Origin of the sequence: Kribbella jiaozuonensis, assembly GCF_005233875.1 — a bacterium.
Taxonomy (GTDB): Bacteria; Actinomycetota; Actinomycetes; order Propionibacteriales; family Kribbellaceae; genus Kribbella; species Kribbella jiaozuonensis.
The window spans coordinates 132,978-152,394 of the sequence record NZ_SZPZ01000001.1; the positions used below are offsets into that span (position 1 = coordinate 132,978).

At 67.6% G+C, this 19,417-nt stretch carries 15 protein-coding genes; 4 read left to right on the forward strand and 11 right to left on the reverse strand.

Going from position 1 to position 19,417, the window contains the following annotated elements; translation table 11 throughout:
• Nucleotides 1-229: 229 nt before the first annotated feature.
• Nucleotides 230-2,164 carry an acetate--CoA ligase gene (acs, locus tag FDA38_RS00700; RefSeq protein WP_137254038.1) on the forward strand — a complete coding sequence of 645 codons (1,935 nt, stop codon included), beginning with the start codon at nt 230-232 and terminating at the stop codon, nt 2,162-2,164.
• A gap of 780 nt (nt 2,165-2,944) precedes the next feature.
• Here the strand turns inward: acs and FDA38_RS00705 are convergent.
• Nucleotides 2,945-3,784: a class I SAM-dependent methyltransferase gene (locus FDA38_RS00705; protein ID WP_137252133.1), complete on the reverse strand. Its 840-nt coding sequence runs from the start codon at nt 3,782-3,784 to the stop codon at nt 2,945-2,947.
• A 50-nt stretch (nt 3,785-3,834) separates the two neighbouring features.
• On the opposite strand from FDA38_RS00705, the gene FDA38_RS00710 reads away from it, so the two are divergent.
• From FDA38_RS00710 to FDA38_RS00720, 3 genes are all read left to right on the forward strand, one after another.
• Nucleotides 3,835-4,275 (forward strand): hypothetical protein, encoded by a 441-nt coding sequence (locus FDA38_RS00710; protein WP_137252134.1) that lies wholly within the window; start codon nt 3,835-3,837, stop codon nt 4,273-4,275.
• A 91-nt stretch (nt 4,276-4,366) separates the two neighbouring features.
• Complete coding sequence (asnB, locus tag FDA38_RS00715; RefSeq protein ID WP_137252135.1) at nt 4,367-6,208, forward strand: asparagine synthase (glutamine-hydrolyzing); 1,842 nt, start codon at nt 4,367-4,369, stop codon at nt 6,206-6,208.
• A gap of 53 nt (nt 6,209-6,261) precedes the next feature.
• Entirely contained in the window at nt 6,262-6,690 is a 429-nt protein-coding gene (locus FDA38_RS00720) for a MarR family winged helix-turn-helix transcriptional regulator (protein ID WP_233714441.1), read from the forward strand.
• A gap of 156 nt (nt 6,691-6,846) precedes the next feature.
• Here FDA38_RS00720 and FDA38_RS00725 read toward each other — a convergent pair whose 3' ends face one another.
• From FDA38_RS00725 to pseB, 10 genes are all read right to left on the reverse strand, one after another.
• The gene (locus FDA38_RS00725; RefSeq protein ID WP_137252136.1) at nt 6,847-7,359 is read right to left on the reverse strand and encodes a hypothetical protein; all 513 of its coding nucleotides are present in this window, start codon (nt 7,357-7,359) and stop codon (nt 6,847-6,849) included.
• Between the two features lie 146 nt (nt 7,360-7,505).
• Nucleotides 7,506-11,078, reverse strand: a complete 3,573-nt coding sequence (locus FDA38_RS00730) for a discoidin domain-containing protein (protein WP_137252137.1) — start codon at nt 11,076-11,078, stop codon at nt 7,506-7,508.
• 183 nt (nt 11,079-11,261) lie between these two features.
• Nucleotides 11,262-12,878: a solute symporter family protein gene (locus FDA38_RS00735; protein ID WP_137254040.1), complete on the reverse strand. Its 1,617-nt coding sequence runs from the start codon at nt 12,876-12,878 to the stop codon at nt 11,262-11,264.
• A gap of 17 nt (nt 12,879-12,895) precedes the next feature.
• Nucleotides 12,896-13,240, reverse strand: coding sequence for a DUF485 domain-containing protein (locus tag FDA38_RS00740; RefSeq protein WP_137252138.1), 345 nt, complete (start codon nt 13,238-13,240; stop codon nt 12,896-12,898).
• Between the two features lie 82 nt (nt 13,241-13,322).
• On the reverse strand, nt 13,323-14,159 hold the full coding sequence (locus tag FDA38_RS00745) for a class I SAM-dependent methyltransferase (RefSeq protein WP_137252139.1): 837 nt from the start codon (nt 14,157-14,159) through the stop codon (nt 13,323-13,325).
• A 38-nt stretch (nt 14,160-14,197) separates the two neighbouring features.
• Nucleotides 14,198-14,935 carry a cytidylyltransferase domain-containing protein gene (locus FDA38_RS00750; RefSeq protein WP_233714442.1) on the reverse strand — a complete coding sequence of 246 codons (738 nt, stop codon included), beginning with the start codon at nt 14,933-14,935 and terminating at the stop codon, nt 14,198-14,200.
• Nucleotides 14,923-15,738 carry a hypothetical protein gene (locus FDA38_RS00755; RefSeq protein ID WP_137252140.1) on the reverse strand — a complete coding sequence of 272 codons (816 nt, stop codon included), beginning with the start codon at nt 15,736-15,738 and terminating at the stop codon, nt 14,923-14,925. Before FDA38_RS00755 ends, FDA38_RS00750 begins: the two co-directional genes overlap by 13 nt.
• Complete coding sequence (locus FDA38_RS00760) at nt 15,738-17,201, reverse strand: hypothetical protein (protein ID WP_233714443.1); 1,464 nt, start codon at nt 17,199-17,201, stop codon at nt 15,738-15,740. The genes FDA38_RS00755 and FDA38_RS00760 overlap by 1 nt, the downstream gene beginning before the upstream one ends.
• Before the next feature lie 10 nt (nt 17,202-17,211).
• Nucleotides 17,212-18,336, reverse strand: a complete 1,125-nt coding sequence (gene pseC, locus FDA38_RS00765; RefSeq protein ID WP_137252141.1) for a UDP-4-amino-4,6-dideoxy-N-acetyl-beta-L-altrosamine transaminase — start codon at nt 18,334-18,336, stop codon at nt 17,212-17,214.
• A 2-nt stretch (nt 18,337-18,338) separates the two neighbouring features.
• Complete coding sequence (gene pseB / locus FDA38_RS00770) at nt 18,339-19,322, reverse strand: UDP-N-acetylglucosamine 4,6-dehydratase (inverting) (protein WP_137252142.1); 984 nt, start codon at nt 19,320-19,322, stop codon at nt 18,339-18,341.
• Between the last annotated feature and the right edge of the window lie 95 nt (nt 19,323-19,417).

Below are 19,417 nucleotides of genomic sequence, written 5' to 3' on the forward strand. Positions count from 1 at the left end.
CGATGGTTCCGCCGTACGCCGGAATTTCTGCTCCGCCGGGCCCGGAATCGGTCCTGTTCGGCGCAGATTCGAAACGACTCGGCGATACCCCGGTTCCGTGGCAGGGTGAGCGTTGGTAGAAAGGTAGCCGGGCGCGCCGGCGCGCCGAAGCCAGCGATGAGGAGTCGTCGACGTGACGAATGCAGAGTCACCCAAGCCCGAGGCCCAGTCCGAGGCGCTGTCGAACCTGATGCACGAGGAGCGCCGGTTCGAGCCGCCCGCCGAGCTCGCCGCGAACGCCAACCTCAAGGCCGACGCGTACGAGCGGGCCGCGGCCGACCTGGAGGGGTTCTGGGCCGAGCAGGCCAAGCGCATCACCTGGGCCACCGAGCCGACGGAGACGCTGGACTGGAGCAACCCGCCGTTCGCCAAGTGGTACGCCGACGGCAAGCTGAACGCGGCGTACAACTGCGTCGACCGCCACGTCGAGAACGGTCTCGGCGACAAGGTCGCGTACTACTTCGAGGGCGAGCCCGGTGACACCCGCGAGATCACGTACGCGCAGCTCAAGGACGAGGTCAGCAAGGCGGCCAACGCGCTGCTCGAGCTGAACGTCCAGGCCGGCGAGATCGTCGCGATCTACATGCCGATGATCCCCGAGACCGTGGTCGCGATGCTCGCCTGCGCCCGGATCGGCGCCCCACACACGGTCATCTTCGGCGGCTTCTCCTCCGAGGCGCTGAAGGACCGGATCCTGGACTGCGACGCCCGCGTCGTGATCACGTCGGACGGCGGCTACCGCCGGGGCGCGGCGGCGGCGCTGAAGCCCGCGGTGGACGCGGCGCTGGTGGACTGCCCGGATGTGCGCAACGTGCTCGTGGTGAAGCGCACCGGTCAGGACACCGAAATGGTCGAGGACCGCGACCTGTGGTGGGAGGACTTCGTCGGCAAGCAGTCCGCGGACCACACGCCGGAGGCCTTCGACGCCGAGCACCCGCTGTACGTGATGTACACCTCCGGCAGCACGGGCAAGCCGAAGGGCATCCTGCACACGACGGGCGGCTACCTGGTCGGTACGGCGTACACGCAATGGGGTGTGTTCGACCTCAAGCCGGACACCGACGTGTACTGGACCGCCGCCGACATCGGGTGGGTCACCGGCCACAGCTACATCGTGTACGGCGCACTCGCGAACGCGACCACGTCCGTGCTGTACGAAGGCACGCCGGACACCCCGCACCAGGGCCGCTGGTGGGAGATCGTGCAGAAGTACAAGGTGTCGATCCTGTACTGCGCGCCGACCGCGATCAGGACATTCATGAAGTGGGGCGCGGACATCCCGGCCAAGTTCGACCTGTCGACGCTGCGGGTGATCGGGTCGGTCGGCGAGCCGATCAACCCCGAGGCATACATCTGGTACCGCGAGAACATCGGCGGGAACAAGGCGCCGGTCGTCGACACGTGGTGGCAGACCGAGACCGGTATGCACATGATCTCGCCGCTGCCGGGCGTGACCGCTGGCAAGCCGGGCGCCGCGATGCGGGCGATCCCGGGCGTGAACGTGGATGTCGTCGACGACGCGGGCAACTCGGTGCCGGACGGGTCGGGCGGCTACCTGGTGATCACCAAGCCGTGGCCGTCGATGCTCCGGACGCTGTGGGGCGACGACCAGCGCTTCGTCGACACGTACTGGTCGCGCTTCCCGGGCGTGTACTTCGCCGGCGACGGCGCGAAGAAGGACGAGGACGGCGACCTGTGGCTGCTCGGCCGCGTCGACGACGTGATGAACGTGTCGGGGCACCGATTGTCGACGACCGAGATCGAGTCCGCTCTCGTCTCGCACCCGAAGGTCGCTGAGGCGGCCGTTGTGGGTGCGTCGGACCCGACCACCGGTCAGGCGATCGCGGCCTTCGTCATCCTGCGGTCCGAGGCGGGCGACGGTGGTCCTGACGTGGTGCAGGAACTCCGCAACCACGTAGCCAAGGAAATCGGCCCGATCGCCAAGCCCCGCCAGATCATGGTCGTCTCCGAACTCCCCAAGACCCGCTCCGGCAAGATCATGCGCCGCCTCCTCCGCGACGTAGCCGAAAACCGCGAGGTAGGCGACGTAACCACCCTCGCCGACTCCACCGTCATGGACCTGATCAAAACCAACCTGGCCGCCGGCAAGTCCGACGAAGACTGATCAACTCCAGGTACTCCGCAACAGACCCCCGGGCGCTTGCCTCGGGGGTCTGCTGTTTTGTTCTGGGGAGGTGGTTCGCCCCCCGCGCACTCCGCAGCGCTCTCTTCGTCGCTCCGCTCCTCAGCGCCCTGCTCCGCACGCTCCCACCCACCCCCCGGCTCATCGCCGGTGCATCCTTTCCGGCTATCGCCGGACGTTCCGGCTGCCGCCGGGATTATGCGGCTGCCGCCGCGTGAGCTCGCTGGCGCTCGCGGGTGACTACCCGGTCTGCCGCGTGCTTTCGCAGTTGCTTTCTTCGTCGCTGCGCTCCTCAGCGCACCTGCTTCGCCCGCTCCCACCCAGCCCACCGGATGTTGCCCGCGCATCCGGTCCGGCCACCGCTTATCGGCTTGGCCGGCCAGTGCCGGCGCCGGTGTGGGTGCGGCTGCCACCGCCGCGCCGCTCGGGCCCGACTACTCGGCTGGCTCAAGCGAAGGGGCCGTCGCGGTGGCAGACCTGCCAGCTGCCGGACCCGCCAGTGTCGGCCGGGTTGCTGGCGCCGAACCTGCCAGCTACCGCCGACGTCTTCCGGCCGCCGCCGGGCCGCGGCTTGTTGCGGCGGCACCGCTCACGGGCGACTGCCCGATTGTCCGCGGGCGAGCGGGCCGTGGTGACGACGGACTTACCGGCTGCCGCCGTTGGGGTGCTCGCTGCCCGTTCGAGGGAGGCTTCCCGGGTTGCTGGCCCTGGGGGAACGGGGTGTTGTGGCGTTGGACGGTGTTGATGGCGAAGAGGGCTTCGTCAGTCGGGGACAGGTTCCAGGAAGCTTGGGAGTTGTTCGAGGGCTGTGACTGCGGGTGGGGGGAACTGGCGGGTGGGGCCGTTCGGGCCTTCCTCTGGGCGGCGGAGGTAGTGGTTGATGAAGGTTTGGGTTTGGGTGAGGACGGTGGCGGATTGGGTGGGGGTCAGCTTGCCGGCTTGGAGGGCGTCGGCGAATTCGTCGAGCTCCTCCGACAGTTGCGGCTCGAGTACCCGCTCGACCACGAATCCGTTGTCGGTCAAGGAGTTGTGGATCGACGAGAACGTGTCGGTCGTGTGGGTGATGGTCACGTCCCGGTCCCAGAGCGACGGGTACGAGTACGGGCCGACCGCGTGGTACGCGTCCCCGAGCCCGATGCCCTCCCGCTCCGAGCGTTCGACGGCCCAGCGGATCGGGTGGGCGATGGAGACGACGAGTACGCCGTCCTCGGTCAGCAGCGACCGCACCGCGCGCAGCGTCCGATCACGATCCCGGGCGTACGCGAGCGACTGCAGGAACACCACCACATCGAACCGCCGGCCCTCGATCGCCTCGATCTCGTCGAGCGTGGAGAGGTCGCCGGTGAGCAACGTGACGTCGACGTCGTCCGGCGGCGTCACGAACTGCGCGCCGACGTCCACGCCGACCACCGACGCCGCGCCGTACTCCCGGGCCAGCTCGACGGCCTTGCCGCCGTTGCCGCAGCCGACGTCGAGGACGGTCTTGCCCGCGACCGACCCGATCATCGAGCGCTGGGCGTCCCATTCCATCAATTGGTCGAGCGAATCCTCACGGACTCGGGACTGTTCGTATGCGGTCGTCAACGTCTGCCACGGATCCATGCCGCGAGGCTATAAGGCAGGTGCACCCGGACGTGACCTATTTTCGTGGGATGACAGCCGTGCTTGCGATCATCCACGCGGGGCTGGCGGCGGCGTGGGTCGGCGGGATGGCGTACTCGCTGTTCGTCGTGCAACCGAAGCTCAAGCGGTACTTCGGGACCGACCAGGACGGCCGCGAGCACCTCACCGCAGTCATTGCCTCAGGCAACCGCTGGAAGGTGATCGGCCTGATCGCCGCGATCGCGCTCACCGGCGGCGCGATGCTCGCGATCAACCAGGACCACTGGTGGATCCACGCGGTGAAGGGCTTGTTGTTGCTGATCGCAACCGGCATCTTCTGGTACGTCTCCTGGCGCCACTGGCCGCAGCGTGTCTTCGCGACCGCGGCCGAACTGCCGACACTCCAACGTCGCCTGATCATCCTCGCGACCACGATGCTCGGCCTGGCCGGACTGGCATTCGCGCTAGGGGTGCTCGCCGTACACCTCTGAGAGTTTGCTCACCCAAACGATTGCTTGTGTCACTCCCTGCGAGAAATACATTGGGAGGGAATGCATCTCTCGAGGGACGAGGAGTGACCGTATGTGTGGCATCACCGGGTGGGTGGCGTACCGGCAGGATCTCGGCGCGGAGCGGGAGGTCGTCGACGCGATGACCGAGACGATGTCGTGCCGCGGGCCGGACGCGAGAGGCACCTGGTACTCGCCGCACGTCGCGCTCGGGCATCGCAGACTCGCGGTCATCGACCTCCCCGGCGGCGAGCAGCCGATGACCACCGAGGTCGTCCACGAGGTGCGCACGATCACGCTCGGGATGGTCTACAGCGGTGAGGTCTACAACTACACCGAGCTGCGCGACGAGCTCCGCCGCCGCGGGCACGCGTTCACGACCGACTCCGACACCGAGGTCGTACTCCGTGCCTACGCCGAGTGGGGTACTGCGTTCGCGGAACGGCTGAACGGGATGTACGCGCTCGCCATCTGGGACCCGCGGACCGAGACCCTGGTGATGGTCCGCGACCGGATGGGCATCAAGCCGTTCTTCTACTACCCGACCGCGGACGGGGTGCTGTTCGGTTCCGAGCCGAAGGCGATCCTGGCGAACCCCGCCGTACCGGCCGTCGTCGAGGCCGGGGGTCTGCGCGAGCTGTTCACGATGTCGAAGACGCCCGGCAAGTCCTTGTGGGCGGGGATGTTCGAGGTCGAGCCGGGCACTGTCGTCACGGTCGATCGCGCCGGCATCCGTCGCAACGTCTACTGGCGGTTGGAAACCAGGCAGCACACCGACGACCAGGACACCTCGGTCGCGCGTATCCGGGAGCTGCTCGACGACATCACGCGGCGGCAGCTCGTGGCCGACGTACCGCGGTGTGTGTTGTTGTCGGGCGGGCTCGACTCGAGCGCGATCACGGCGCTCGCCGCCGGGCAGCTGGCGGAGGAGGGGAAGAAGGTCCGCAGCTTCGCGGTCGACTTCGTCGGGCAGGAGGAGAACTTCCAGCCGACCGAGCTCCGCGGTACGCCGGACACGCCGTACGTGCACGACGTTGCGGATCTGGTGCATTCGCAGCACTCGGACATCGTGCTGGACAACGCCGTACTGACCGATCCGGAGATCCGGCGGAAGGTGGTCCGGGCGAACGACGGGCCGATCGGCGGCGACATCTTCAACTCGCTGTACCTGCTGTTCTCGGCGATCCGCGAGCAGTCGACGGTCGCGCTGTCGGGCGAGTCGGCGGACGAGGTGTTCGGCGGGTACCTGTGGTTCCACGACCCCGAGGTCCGGAACCGGCCGATGTTCCCGTGGATCGCGTACTCGCTCTCGCGACGACAGTCCGGCCAGGTCAACGTCCTACGGAAGGACGTGCTGCGGCAGCTCGACCTCGGCGGTCATCTGCGGGACCGGTATGCCGAGGCCGTGGGCGAGATCGAGCGGCTCGAAGGGGAGTCGGACGACGAGTGGGCGATGCGGAAGGTCTGCTACCTGCACCTGACCCGGATGGTGCGGATCCTGCTCGACCGGAAGGACCGGATGAGCATGGCGGTCGGGCTGGAGGTGCGGGTGCCGTTCTGCGATCACCGGCTGGTGGAGTACGTCTACAACACGCCGTGGTCGATGAAGACGTTCGACGGGCACGAGAAGAGCCTGCTGCGGGCGGCGACCAGCGACGTACTGCCGCGGTCGGTGGTGGAGCGGCGGAAGTCGCCGTACCCGCAGACCCAGGATCCGGCATACGTCGAGGCGCTGGCGGGGCAGGTCCGTGAGCTGGTGGCCGATCGGCATCCGGTGTTCGAGCTGGTGGACCGCGAGCGGGCCGATCAGCTGGCCCGGTCGGCGGAGGGGGCGGGGCGGCGGCAGCTGGAGCAAACGCTGTCGCTGGCGACCTGGATTGACGTTTATCACCCAGATATCAGGCTCTCGTTGTAGGAGTTGTTTGGCTGCCTGTGCCAGGATGGCGCTTCCCGACGGAGGTGATCCACATGGCGCACATGGCGGCGGCTGAGACTCTGCTACTCCTGGTGAGCATGCACCGGATCGTCAGGCACCTGCGCCGGAGCAGGACCACCACGGTCATGCACCCGACGCAGTTCCTGGCGCTGATGCTGATCGCCGACGAGCAACCGATCCGGATCGGCGAGATCGCCAGCCGGGTCCCGTGCTCCCAACCCACCGCGACCACCACGGTCGCGGCGCTGGAACAAGCCGGCCTGGTACGCCGCGAGCCGGACCCCGTCGACGGCCGCGCCACCGCCGTCGTCCTCACCGAGGTCGGCGCCGCCACCGTAGAAGCGTCCGGCCAGCAGGCAGCCGACGAACTCTCCAACCTCCTCAACCGCCTCGACGACACAGACCGAGCCCTGGTCCTCAAAGCCGGCCAAGCCCTCTCCCGAATAACCAAAGACCTGTAAGCCAGGGTTTCCAGGGGCATCCAGGGGCAGATAAGAAAATCCGCTCCCCGACCCACAACTTCCGGCTACAGTTGATCTTGCTCGTGGACAGAAGAGTCCCTTGAAGTGGACCCGGCAGCCATCCGGACGGTCGGTGAGCCGGGTCTCGCGCTTTCTTCAGAGGTCGCGCAGGCCACTGAACGCCGCGACAGTGCGGCGCCAGTGTCCTGCGCGGGCCCACGCCCAGCCGACGGCATCGGGCACCCACAGCAGCGGATCGAGCTTCGGCACCATCAGCTCCCACCGCAGCTCGAAGCACTCGAAGCGCAGGCACGCGGCGTGCAGCGTCTCCCGGTCCCGCGCGATGGTCGACTCGTCCCGCTCGATCACGAGCCGCTCGGCGTCAGTTGCCGCATCGCGGACGATCGCCTCGAGACAGCGGCGCCTGTTAGCGAGCGTCTCTCGCTCGGTCGCATAGATGTCGACCAGCAGGTGTAGCCCTGCGATGACGTCAAGGATCTGCTTGCGGCGTGCATCGGTCTCGTGCCTGAAATGCAGACGCTCCTGTCCAGGCAGGAGCAGCCCGCGAAGAGCCTTGCGATTGACCGCGACATCACCTGATGGGCACCGAGCGGCAACCATCAGGAATCCCCGGGTCTTGTTCTCGTCGACGAACACGTGGGTTGGCATCTCCCCGCCCTGTGAGTGGCAAGGTTCGACGTTCACACGTGTCGGGAGGTAGGTCCGGCAGTGACACCGGGGCATCTCGGGGCAGGTTGGGGCAGATTGAAATGGAGCCGCCGGAGGTCGGTGAGTCCTCCGGCGGCTCCGTGGTGTTAGTTGCGGTTGATGGTGAAGGTTGTGGTTGTGTTTTGGATGTCTTTGGCGTTGTTGGAGAGGGTTAGGTTGTTGAAGGTGACGGAGCCTACGGCTGGGCCTTGGCCGGGTTCTGGGAGTTCGTTGGCCCAGATTCCGAAGCCGGACTTGGCATCGAAGGCGTCGCCGGATTTGCGGGCTCCGGTGATTGTCGTGTTGGTGAAGACGGTGTCCGCGACCGGGAACTGCGGCTGGCCGCCGACGTAGTTGGTCTGGAACATGATCCCGCTGTACGTCGGATCGACGATGTCGAGATCACTCACGCGAATCCCCTGGAAGATCTTCGATGCCGAGAAGATCCACACCCCGGGGAATGCCTGATTGCCCCAGAAATGCCCACCGGATCGCACCACCGAAGCATTCTGGAAGACGGTCGGCGGGGTCGCACCGAATCCGTTCATCGGAATGCCGAAGTCCAGCGAGCTGATCGTGATCCCCGGGTACGTGAGCATGTCCGCCGCGTACAGGTTCCGGAAGATGTTGTTCGTCCCGCCATACACGGCGAACCCGGCGGCCCGCCAGGTCAGCGCCGCGGACAGATTCTCGAAGACGTTGTCCCGCACCTCCCCGCCGCCGTTGTCGGTGGCGTTGAAGAGCGCGAAACTGTCGTCGCCGGTCGAGCGGGCGTCGTTGTTGCTGACGGTGTTCCCGGACGATCCGTTCGTCATGTTGATGCCGTCGGCGAACGTGTCCCGGATGCGTGAGTTCTTGATCGTCGACGTGTCGGTGTTCGAGCCCCAGTACATGCAGACCATGTGCTCGACCCAGATGTTGTCGATGGTCATGTTCGCCGTACCGGAGAAGTCGAACACCTTCCCGGGTCCGTCGATCCGCGACGTGTAGTTGCCGAAGTACGCGAATCCGCTGAACGTCGAGCCGTTCGCCGATGCCTCGGACCGGAATCCGACATCGGTGTTGTCCTGCGTCGTCGGCGCGTGGAACCGGGTGAACCAGGGTCCGGCCCCGACGATCTTGACGGCCTTGCCGTACACCTGGAACTTCGACGACGTGTCGTAGTCACCGGCCGGCAGATAGACGCCCTGCAACGTGCTGTCCTGCCGCACCCGGTCGAGCGCGTTCTGCACGTCCTGCTGGGAGAACCCGGCCGGCGTCACGAATCCGGCGCCCGGGTTCGCAACCTGAGTCGCGGCCTCGGTGTCGACGAAGTCGATCGAGTACGTCGTGCTGTTGGCCGGATCCTTCTGCAGCCGGATCTTCGTCCCGGCCGGATACGTCTGGTCGAGCATCAGGTTGGCTTCGTCGTAGATGTGCCGCGCCGGACCCGATCCGGGCGAGTTGTTCGGCGACGCCTCCGCGCCGTACAGCCAGGCGTACTTCGAGGTCAGCGGCAACGTCTTCGCGAAGCTGCCGTTGATGTAGACACTGATCGACGAGCTCTGGCCACCGCCACCGGCGGAGTCCGGCATCGAGAACCGGGTGACCAGCGTGTTCGTCGATGCCCGCGTGGTGAACTCGACGTACGAGCCGTTCGAGTTGAGCGTCACCGCGCGCCGGCCGGAAGCCTCGCCGGCCAGATCGCCGATGGTCCGGTTCGGCCCGATGACGGTCGCGCCGCCGCCGACCGAGGCGTCCTCCGCTTCGAGGTGGTCGTACGGCATGTTCGCACCGCGACCGACGAAGAGGGGCCGCTCGCTGGTGTTGTTCGTCCGCTTGACCGGCAGCTCGTTCGCGTCGTCGGCCAGCACGACCCGCACGGTGTAGCGCCCGTTTGCCGCCGTCCAGTTGCCCAGAGCAACAGCAGGAGTGGTCGCACCGGCCGCGATCGCACCGTTGTACGACCCGGTCAGCGTAGTGACCACGGACGACCCGTTGAGTACCGTCAGCGTGATCCCATGCGCACCAGACGCAGAGGCGACACTGCCTTGGTTGCGCAAAGCAACCGAGAAGGCGACGGAGTTGCCCGCCGACGGGTTGCCCGGCGTCCAGTTGACCGCCGACGCGATCAGGTCCGAGCTCGCGACCGGCGTCACCACAAGAGGCCCGGAAGCGTTCGCGGTGTTGTTGCCGTCGTTCTGCTCGATCACCGTGTTGGCCTCGTCGACCTTGGCGCTCAACGAGTACGACCCCGCGTCGCGCGTCCCGATCGAGGCGCTGACCGTTGTCGACGCCCCGGCCGCGAGCGCGCCGACCGCCGCCGTACCGACCTTTGTGTCGCCGAAGTAGAAGTTCACGTCGGTCGCCGCGGACCCCGCCGTACCGCCGTTGTTCACCGTCGCGCGGACCGTGATCGCGTCGGTCTCCACCGGAGACGTCGGTGTCCAGGACACGTTCGACAAGGTGAGATCCGGGTTCGGAGCCGGTACGCCGAGCACCTGCAGCTCAGCGACCTGCCCGGCCGGCGCGCCGGTGTTCCCGGTGAAGTTCAGCCGTACGTCGGCCACCCGCGCGCTCACCGGGATCGTCACGCTGTTGCCGCTCGACGGGCTGAAGTTGTACGCAGCGGAGCCGACGATCGTCGTGAACGTCGACGAGCTCTGCTCGCGACCGAGGATCGAGAACGTCTGCGTCCGCGGCCCCCACGCCGAGTCCGGGTTGAGCCGGACCACGATCGAGCTGAGATCCGCATTCGAGCCGAGCTGTGTGGTCAGCGTCGCCGGGTTGGCGTTGCCCTCCCAGTACGTCGTCACATCGTCGTCGTTCGCGTTCGCCGGCACGTAGGTGAACGTGTACCCGGACGCGGTGATCGGCTTGTGCAGCGCGAGGTTGCTACCCGGTCCGCCGCTGCCGTTACGGGTGACGGTGTTGCTGTTCGGAGATTGATTGCCAGCAGCATCCTTTGCGCGGACGAAGTACGTCACCGACACGTTGGCCGGCTGGTTGTCTGTGTACGTCAGCCCGGTCACGCTGGTTTTCAGCTGGCCGTTGGCGTAGACGTCGTACCCGGTGACGCCGACGTTGTCGGTCGACGCGTTCCAGGTGAGGCGGATCTGTCCGGAGCCGGGCTCGGTGAAGGCCAGGCCGCCCGGGGCGGTGGGAGCCTGGGTGTCACCGGTCGCCGGCCCGTAGACCTCGAGCTCGGACAGCTGCCCGGCCGGCCACCCGGTGTTCGCGGTGATCCGGATCCGGACGTACCGCGTGGTCGCCGTGCCGTAGTTGACGGTCACGGTGTTGTTCGGCGGGCTGAACGTGCGCGCCGCGGACGCGGACAGATCGGTGAAGTTCTGCCCGTCGACGCTGCCCTGGACCGCGAGGGTCTCGTCGCGGGCACCCCAGTTCGCGGTCGGCAGCTTGAGCACGACCTGGTTGGTCGCGACCGACGAGCCGAGGTCGACCTGGACCCACTGCGGGAACGCGTTGTTCGCGCTCTCCCAGTAGCTGCTCTGGTTGCTGTCCGTCACGTTCGACGCGACGTAGGTCTGGGTGCTGCTACTGGCCGAGGCGGCTTTGCCGGCGGCGAGGTTGGGTCCGGCGAGTACGGCGGCCTGCGCGGCCGGTACCGGTCGGACGAGTGGTGCCGCCGCGAGACTCGCAGCCAGCAAGGCGGTCAGCAACCGCCATCTCGGAATACGCATGGGCCTCTCCTGGTGGGCGGGTCAGGGAAGAGCTGCCGCGCTGGAGTCCAAAACTTTCGCTGACTTGCTCATTTCTTGCGCGGCGATGGCTCATTGTTACGGCACCGCTACGCAGCCGTCAACGGTTCATGAACGACGAAAGGCCCGGCTCGCACAGAGCGAGCCGGGCCTTCGGGAGCAGCGTCAGTGCTTGGCGGGACCTTCCGCGCCGGCGCCGGTGAGCGAGCGGACCGAGAGTTCCTTGTACCGCTCCTCGCTGGACTTGTCCCGGCCGAGGTACGTGCCGAGGACGCCGAACAGGAAGCCGAGCGGGATCGACACGATGCCCGGGTTCGACAGCGGGAACCAGGCGAAGTCGGCGCCGGTGATCATCGACGTCGGCTTGCCGGACACCACCGGCGAGAACACCACCAGGACGACCGCGGAGATCAGGCCGCCGTAGATGCTCCATGCAGCGCCGGAAGTGTTGAACCGCTTCCAGAACAGGTTGAAGAGCAGTGCCGGCAGGTTCGCCGAGGCCGCGACCGCGAAGGCCAGCGCGACCAGGAATGCGATGTTCAGCTTCTGTGCCGGGATCGCCAGCGCGATCGCCACCGCCCCGATCCCGATCGCGGCGAACCGCGCCACGCGGAGCTCGCTCTTCTCCGACGGCTTCTGCTTCGCGATCACGTTGGCGTAGAGGTCGTGCGCGAACGACGACGCCGACGTCAGCGTGAGCCCGGCGACCACCGCGAGGATCGTCGCGAAGGCGACCGCCGCGATCAGCGCCAGCAGGATCGCCCCGCCGATCGATCCGGCACCACCGCCGACGGCCTCCGCCAGCAGCGGCGACGCGACGTTGCCCTTCGACTCGGCCACCGCCGAACCCTTGCCGGTGTCGAGCAGCGCCGCCGCGCCGAACCCGAGAGCCAGCGTCATCAGGTAGAACACGCCGATCAGGCCGATCGCCCACTGCACCGAGCGCCGCGCGGCCCGTGAGTCCGGCACCGTGTAGAAGCGGATCAGGATGTGCGGCAGACCCGCCGTACCGAGGACCAGCGCGAGGCCGAGGGACAGGAAGTCGATCTGGCCGGTGAGGTCCTTGCCGTACAGCAACCCGGGCTGCAGGAACGACTCGCCGTGGCCGGACTTCGTCGCCGCCGCACCGAGCAGGTCCGAGAGGTTGAAGTGGAACTTCAGCAGCACCAGGAACGTGATCACGACGGTGCCGGCCATCAGCAGCACGGCCTTCACGATCTGCACCCAGGTGGTGCCCTTCATGCCGCCGATCGTCACGTAGATGATCATCAGCGCGCCGACCAGGACGATCACGGCGGCCTTCAGACCCTCGCTCTTCACGCCGAGCAGCAGCCCGACGAGCGAGCCGGCGCCGACCATCTGGGCCAGCAGGTAGAAGATCGACACCACGATCGTCGAGGTAGCGGCCGCCGTCCGGACCGGCCGCTGCTTCATCCGGAACGCGAGCTGGTCGGCCATCGTGAAGCGGCCCGAGTTCCGCAGCAGCTCGGCGATCAGCAGGAGCGCGACCAGCCAGGCGACCAGGAAGCCGATCGAGTACAGGAAGCCGTCGTACCCGTAGAGGGCGATCTGGCCGGAGATGCCGAGGAAGGACGCGGCGGACATGTAGTCGCCCGAGACGGCCAGACCGTTCTGCGCGCCGCTGAAGTTGCGGCCGCCGGCGTAGTAGTCGGCCGCGGTCTTGTTCTGCCGGGACGCCCACCAGGTGATGTACAGCGTCACGGCAACAACCGCGGTGAACAGGGAGATGGTCAGGGCCCGGTTGCCGGGCTCGGTGGCCATCGGGATGAGAAGCGAGTTCACCGGCGGCGCTCCCTCTTGTACTTGGCGTTCAGTCCGTGGGCCAGCGGGTCAAGCTTCCGGTTGGCGAACCGGCCGTACAGCGCGGCGATCACGAAGGTCGACACGAACTGCAGCAGGCCGAAGATCAGCGCGACGTTGATGTGGCTGCCGCCGATCCGGTGGCTCATGAAGCCGCGGGCCCAGTTGTTGCAGGCGACGTACGCCAGGTACCAGGCCATGAAGGTGATGGTCCACGGCACCACGAAGTTCTTGTAGCGCCGTTTCAGCTCGGTGAAATCGGCCGCTTCGTACACAGCCTCGTATGCACGGGCATCCCGCTCGCGCACCGCCTGGTCGTCCATCAGATCCCCTTTTGCCCGGACACGAACAGGTGCACGTTAGCCGCAAGTCGCCCGTTTGTGACCTACCGCAACCAAAACGTTTCTACAGGTGCGGTGCGACCGGCCCGTCGACGGTACGGCGGTAATTGGCGAACTCGCTGGGGTGCGCCCGGAAACAGTCGGTGAAGTACGGCATCCGCAGCGCCTCCGGGGGCCGGGCGGTGTGCTCGTAGATCAGCTCGATCTGGTCCAGGACCTGGTCGCGCCGGGTGTCCTTGAGTACGGCGACCCGCGAGTGCGACTGGGCCAGCTGCCGCAGGCCCTCGCGGTTCAGGTCGTGCCAGTGCCGGAACCGGGCGAACTCGGGCGGGGTGAACAGGTTCGACTGGTCCAGGATCGGCATCGGGTCGAACCGGTCGCTGCCACCGACGCCGTCGCCCTGGATGGTCTGGAAGATCCGGCGGACCCACGGGACCACGGTGTCAGCGTTGTTCCAGAGCAGGCCCAGTACGCCGTTCGGCCGCAGCACCCGGGCGATCTCCGGCAGCGCGCGGGCGTGGTCGAACCAATGGAACGCCTGCCCGACGATGACCGCGTCCACCGAGGCGTGCGCGAGCGGGATCGACTCCGCGGCGCCGACCATCGTGTCGATACCGGACCGCCGGCGGCAGACCTCGAGCATCTCCTGGGACGGGTCGACCGCGATCACATCGTGTCCGAGCTCGGCGGCGACCGCGGCGAGCTTGCCCGTGCCGGCCCCTAGATCGAGGACCTGCAGACCACGGCCCGGGCCCAGGATCCAGGTCAGCGACTCGACCGGGAACGTCGGGCGACCCACGTCGTACGCCGCCGCGACGGCGCCGAACGACTTCGCCCGCGCCGCGTGCGCGCCGTTGGCCGGGCCGTCCGCGGCGTCCCCGGCTGGGTCATCGGTGGTCATCACCGTAAATCATGCCGTAGTGGACGGCCTGCGTGCGGTCACTCGCCGAGCTTCTTCTGCTCGATGTGTGCGTTGAGCGCGGCCAGCTCCGGGTGGGCGTCCAGGATCGCGACCAGTTCCGCGCAGTTGAGCCGGGGTGCGTCGAAGTCCTCGATGAGTGCGTCGAGCAACTTCCAGTCGTCCGCGGTGTCCAGGGTCAGCCGGTACTGCGCCCCGCCGCCGGACCACGGCAGGTTCAGCAACCGCATCTCGCCGGACCGGTTCTGGTGCAGGTACGGCGTGACGTGCTCGCGGTCGGCCTTGAGCGTGGCCTTCGCCTCGGCGTCGTACAACCGGGCGGTGGAGAAGATCTCGAAGTCCATGCCGCGCGGGTAGGTCCGCTCGAGGCAGTTCGAGATGTACAGGTCGAGGTCGTTCTCGGCCCGCCAGCGATCGACGCCCGCGGCAACGATCTCCGGGTCGATCAGCGGGCAGTCCGACGTCACCCGGACGATCGCGTCCAGCTCGTGCTCGCGGGCGGCGCCGGCGAACCGGCTCAGTACGTCGTCCTCGCTGCCGCGGAACACCGGGATGCCGTCCTCCTGACACACCTGCACCACGAGGTCGTCGTGGACGTTCGTGGTGGTCGCGACGATCACCGGCAGGCCGGTGCGGCTCAGCCGGTCGAGATGGTGTTCGAGGTACGAACGGCCCGCGACGCTCAGCAGCACCTTGGCCGGCAGTCGCGTGCTGGTCACGCGCACCTGCGTGATGATGCCTACTTTCAGGGGTTCCATCGGAACATCTCCCGGATCTCGGCCGGACCGGCGACATGGTCGACGCCCAGCTCGGTATCGGTGAACTCGCGCGCGACCGCCGCCGGGACGAACGGCTGGTCGAGCTCCGGCCACAGCCGTTTGATCCGTGCCTGGCCGCCGAACGACGGGTGCTCGTTCTCCAGCACCATGGGATCACCGTAGACCCCGGGCTGCAGTCCGAGCGAGGCGCCGTACAGAACGGCGGAGCTGAGCCGGTTGGACGCGACCCGCTCGTGCCGGCGGAGCTCGCGCAGCTGGTTGACCAGGAACTTGGCGTTGGTACGGCGCCAGTGCAGGCCGCGGTAGCCGTGCGTGATGACCCGGAAACCGGCGTCCTTGTAGACGTTGCGGATCGCGGGCTTGTCGTACTCGTTCCAGTACAGGCAGACGGTGACCGGGCCGGTCTCGTGCTCGTTGATCGAGGCAACGATCCGGCCGTGGTCGCCGAGCACGTGCTGGCCTTCCCAGCCGTGGAACGGATAGAAGATGGTGCCCTTGGCACGTTTCGCCGGGGTGGCGAGCTCCGGATGGATCTTGAGCAGGTACAGCCAGACCGAGCCGATCACCGAGTAGTTGCGCAGGCCGAGCGCGTGGCCGCGGCGGCGGACGCTGTCGGACCAGACGAACTTCGGCATCCCGGGCGCGAAGTTCGTGCCGTGCGCGAACCCGTCGAGGATGTTCCAGCCGTGCTGCAGGTAACCCCAGATCCGCGGCGGTTTCGAGAGGCCGGCGTACGACGCCATGATGTTGGCGTGCCCGTAGAAGTGGTTGGCGTGGTGCATCAGCGACGCACCTTCCGCAGTACGCGCTTGAGGCGGCGGCGGATCACCCGAGCCGGGTTGAGGACGGCGTGGCCGACGCGATACGGGAGCGAACGCCGGATGCCGCTGACGGTGCCTTCGAAGAGGATCGCCCGGGCGCTGGCGTGGGCGAGCTCGTCCGCCAGCCGTGCGACCGTCGCGAGCTGCTCGGCGCTGCCGCGCGGGCGAATGACTTCATCCGGCGTGAACTCCTGCTCCGGCACGGTGATCCCGGCCATCGACGCCAACCGCGCCGTCAACGCGTGCGGGTCGGCCGCCGCGGGCCATGGTTGCCGAGAGCCACTTTCCAACACCCGCTTCGCGAACCGAGCCAGGTGCTCCACAACGTCCAGCTCCTGCGGCTCCCCGAACAGCCGGTACGACGTCCCGTCGAGGATCACGTTGTCCGGCGACCCCGCACCACCCGACCCCAGCCAGGCCACATACCCAGGAATCACCTTCCGAAGCTCGGCTTGATCATCAGAGCGCAGGGCCGTCAGAAGATGCTCCTCCAGCAAAACACCTTCGCCACGTGGCACAACACCTTCGGGCAACTCAGCCGGCGTATCCGCCCCAATGACGAAATACCAAGCCGGAGCCAGCTCCACGCCGAGCCCAGCCGCGGCCGCGTCAAGCACCACGCGGTACGGATCCATGAGCACCGGACCTTGGTTGCCTGCAGCAACAGCACGCGCGCCGACGACGGCCGCGAATCCTTCGACCGAGCTGACCGCGACATCCGCCTGGACCAGCGACGGGAAGACGGCGTACGTGCGCCTCACCTGCACACCTGCGTCGTCGAGAGCGGTGGTTAGCGGTCTAAGACCAGCGGGCGCGCGATCGGCGACATCCCGTCCCCAGTCCTCGTCCCGCGGAAGAGCCGCGGCAATATCCGGCTGCACCAACCGCTGGAACCCGAACGAGTTCTCCGCTCCCAACAACAACCGGCCACCGGGCGCCAGTTGCCGAACCAACCGCCCGAGCCCATCGCCCCAGCTGAACCGCGCAGTATCCGGCCCGACCAGCCGATCCATCCCATCCAACGCAACAACCACGTCATACCCACCACCGACGCCGCTCGCCGTGCCGCCACCGACTCCGTTCGCACCGGCGGCCGCGGCCCTCGTCCCTCCGGCTTCTTCGTCAACCGCGAAGCGGTCGACCGAGCCGCAGAAGACTTCGCCTTTGGTGGTTGAGAGAAGTTCGGCCAGCTCTTCGGCGTCCGGGGCGGAGCGGACGAGGAGGTCCACCGACGTGACCTGGGAAGCGACAGCGGTGATGAGATCGGCGGCATGGGGGCCGGCGATCAGGACGGTGTCCTCGGGGTGGAGGGTGGCGGCCAGGAGTGCTGTCGCTGCGGGTCCGGCGGCCGCGGGGCGGGCGTCGCCCGGGTGCAGATCCGACCAGTTGAGCATCTCTCCGCCGATCAGATTCGATCGGGTCACATCCGTCACGTTAGCTAACCAACTCCACGAGAGTCTCGATCACGCGGTCGACGTCACCGTCGGTGAGGGCCGGGAAGAGCGGTAACGACAGCTCTTCGGCGTAGTACTGCTCCGCGTTCGGGCACAGTCCGCGCTTGTACCCCTGCCGCGCGAACACCGGATGCCAGTACACCGGAATGTAGTTCACCTGTACGCCGATCCCCGCGGCCCGCATCCGCTCGAACACCTCGCGCCGCCGCCCGCCGAGCACCCGGATCGGGTACAGGTGCCACATCGGATCGACGCCGTCCCGCTGAACCGGCGTACGCAGACCGTCGACGTCGGCGAACGCCTTGTTGTAGCGCGCAGTGATCTCGGTACGACGGCGTTTGAACTCCGCGAGACGGGCGAGCTGGGAGAGGCCGAGTGCGGCGCCGAGATCGGTGAGGCGGTAGTTCACGCCGTACTCGTGGACTTCCTGGTGCCACGGGCCTTCGTCGGTGAGCTCGAAGCGCGACGGGTCGCGGACGAGGCCGATGAAGTGGAACTCGTGGGCTCGCTGCCCGACAACCGGATCCTTGCAGACGACCGCGCCGCCTTCGCCGGTGGTCAGGTTCTTCGTCGGGAAGAACGACATCGTGGTCACATCGGCCAGGTCACCGACCGGACGGCCGCCCGCCGAGCCACCGACCGAGTGAGCGGCGTCGGCCAGCGTGCGAGCACCGACCCGGTCCGCAAGCGGCTGGAGAGCGTCGTAGTCAGCGGACTGACCGGCATAGTCGACCGCGGCGACGACCCTGGTCCGCTCGGTGAGAGCAGCGTCCACAGCTGCCGGGTTGATCAGGCCGGTGTCGTAGTCCACATCCGCGAACACCACGCGAGCGCCGAGCATGGCGGCGCAGGAAGCCGTGGCTACGAAGGTCATCGGCGTGGTGATGACCTCATCGCCCGGGCCGACGCCCAAGGCGGCGTACGCGATGTGCAGGGCCGCGGTCCCCGACGTACAGCTGACTGCGCGGTGGCCGCCCGCGAGTTCAGACACCGCCTGCTCGAAGGCGGTGACCGCCGGTCCGGTCGTGAGCCAGTCGCCCCGCAGTACGGCGGTGACCGCCGCGATGTCGTCCTCGGAGATCGATTGGCGTCCGTACGGCAGCACGGTCAGACGTCGCTCTCGAGGATCTTGCGGATCTCCTCGATCGAGTACCACTGGTCGTTGGTGTCGGACGCGTAGTGGAAGTCGCCCGCGACCGGACGGCCGTCGGTGGGCGGCTGGTAGCCCCAGGTGGCGAGGTCGGGCTGCAGCACGAAGCGGTTGCCGAGGGACAGCGCGCGGCGGCCTTCCTCCGGGCTGATCATCTCCTCGTGCAGCTTCTCGCCCGGGCGCAGGCCGACGTCGTGCATGGTCGCGCCGGGCGCGATCGCCTCGGCCAGGTCGGTCACCTTCATCGACGGGATCCGCGGTACGTACAGCTCGCCGCCGGTCATCAGGTCGAACGAGTCGACGACGAACTCGACCGCCTCCGGCAGCGTGATCAGGAACCGGGTGCAGCGCAGGTCGGTGATCGGCAGCGACTGGCCGGCCGCGTGCAACGCGCGGAACTTCGGGATGATCGACCCCCGGCTGCCCATCACGTTCCCGTACCGCACGACGCTGAAGCGGGTGTCGTACGCCGCCGCGTAGTGGTTGCCGTTGATGAACAGCTTGTCCGCGGTCAGCTTGGTCGCGCCGTACAGGTTGATCGGGCTGGACGCCTTGTCCGTCGACAGCGCGACGACCCGTTTCACACCGCAGTCGATCGCCGCCTCGATCACGTTCTGCGAGCCGATCACGTTGGTCTGGACGAACTCCCACGGGTTGTACTCACCGCTGTCCACCTGCTTCAGCGCAGCGGCGTGTACGACGTAGTCGACCCGGTGCATCGCCCGCAGCAACCGGGACCGGTCGCGGACGTCGCCGAGGAAGAACCGCAGCCGTGGGTCGTCGCCGAACAGCTGGCGGACCTCCCACTGCTTCAGCTCGTCGCGGCTGAACACGATGATGCGGCGCGGATTCAGCTGGTCCAGCGCGTGCCGTACAAAGCTCCGGCCGAACGACCCGGTGCCTCCGGTGACGAGGATGTCGGAGCCGGTAAGGATTGACACGCGAGCGGGACCCTTCTGACGGACAGTTCCGAACCGCACACGCGCGGTACGGACCTCGAAACAATAGCTGCCCCGTGAGCCGGTCCTTCAATCCA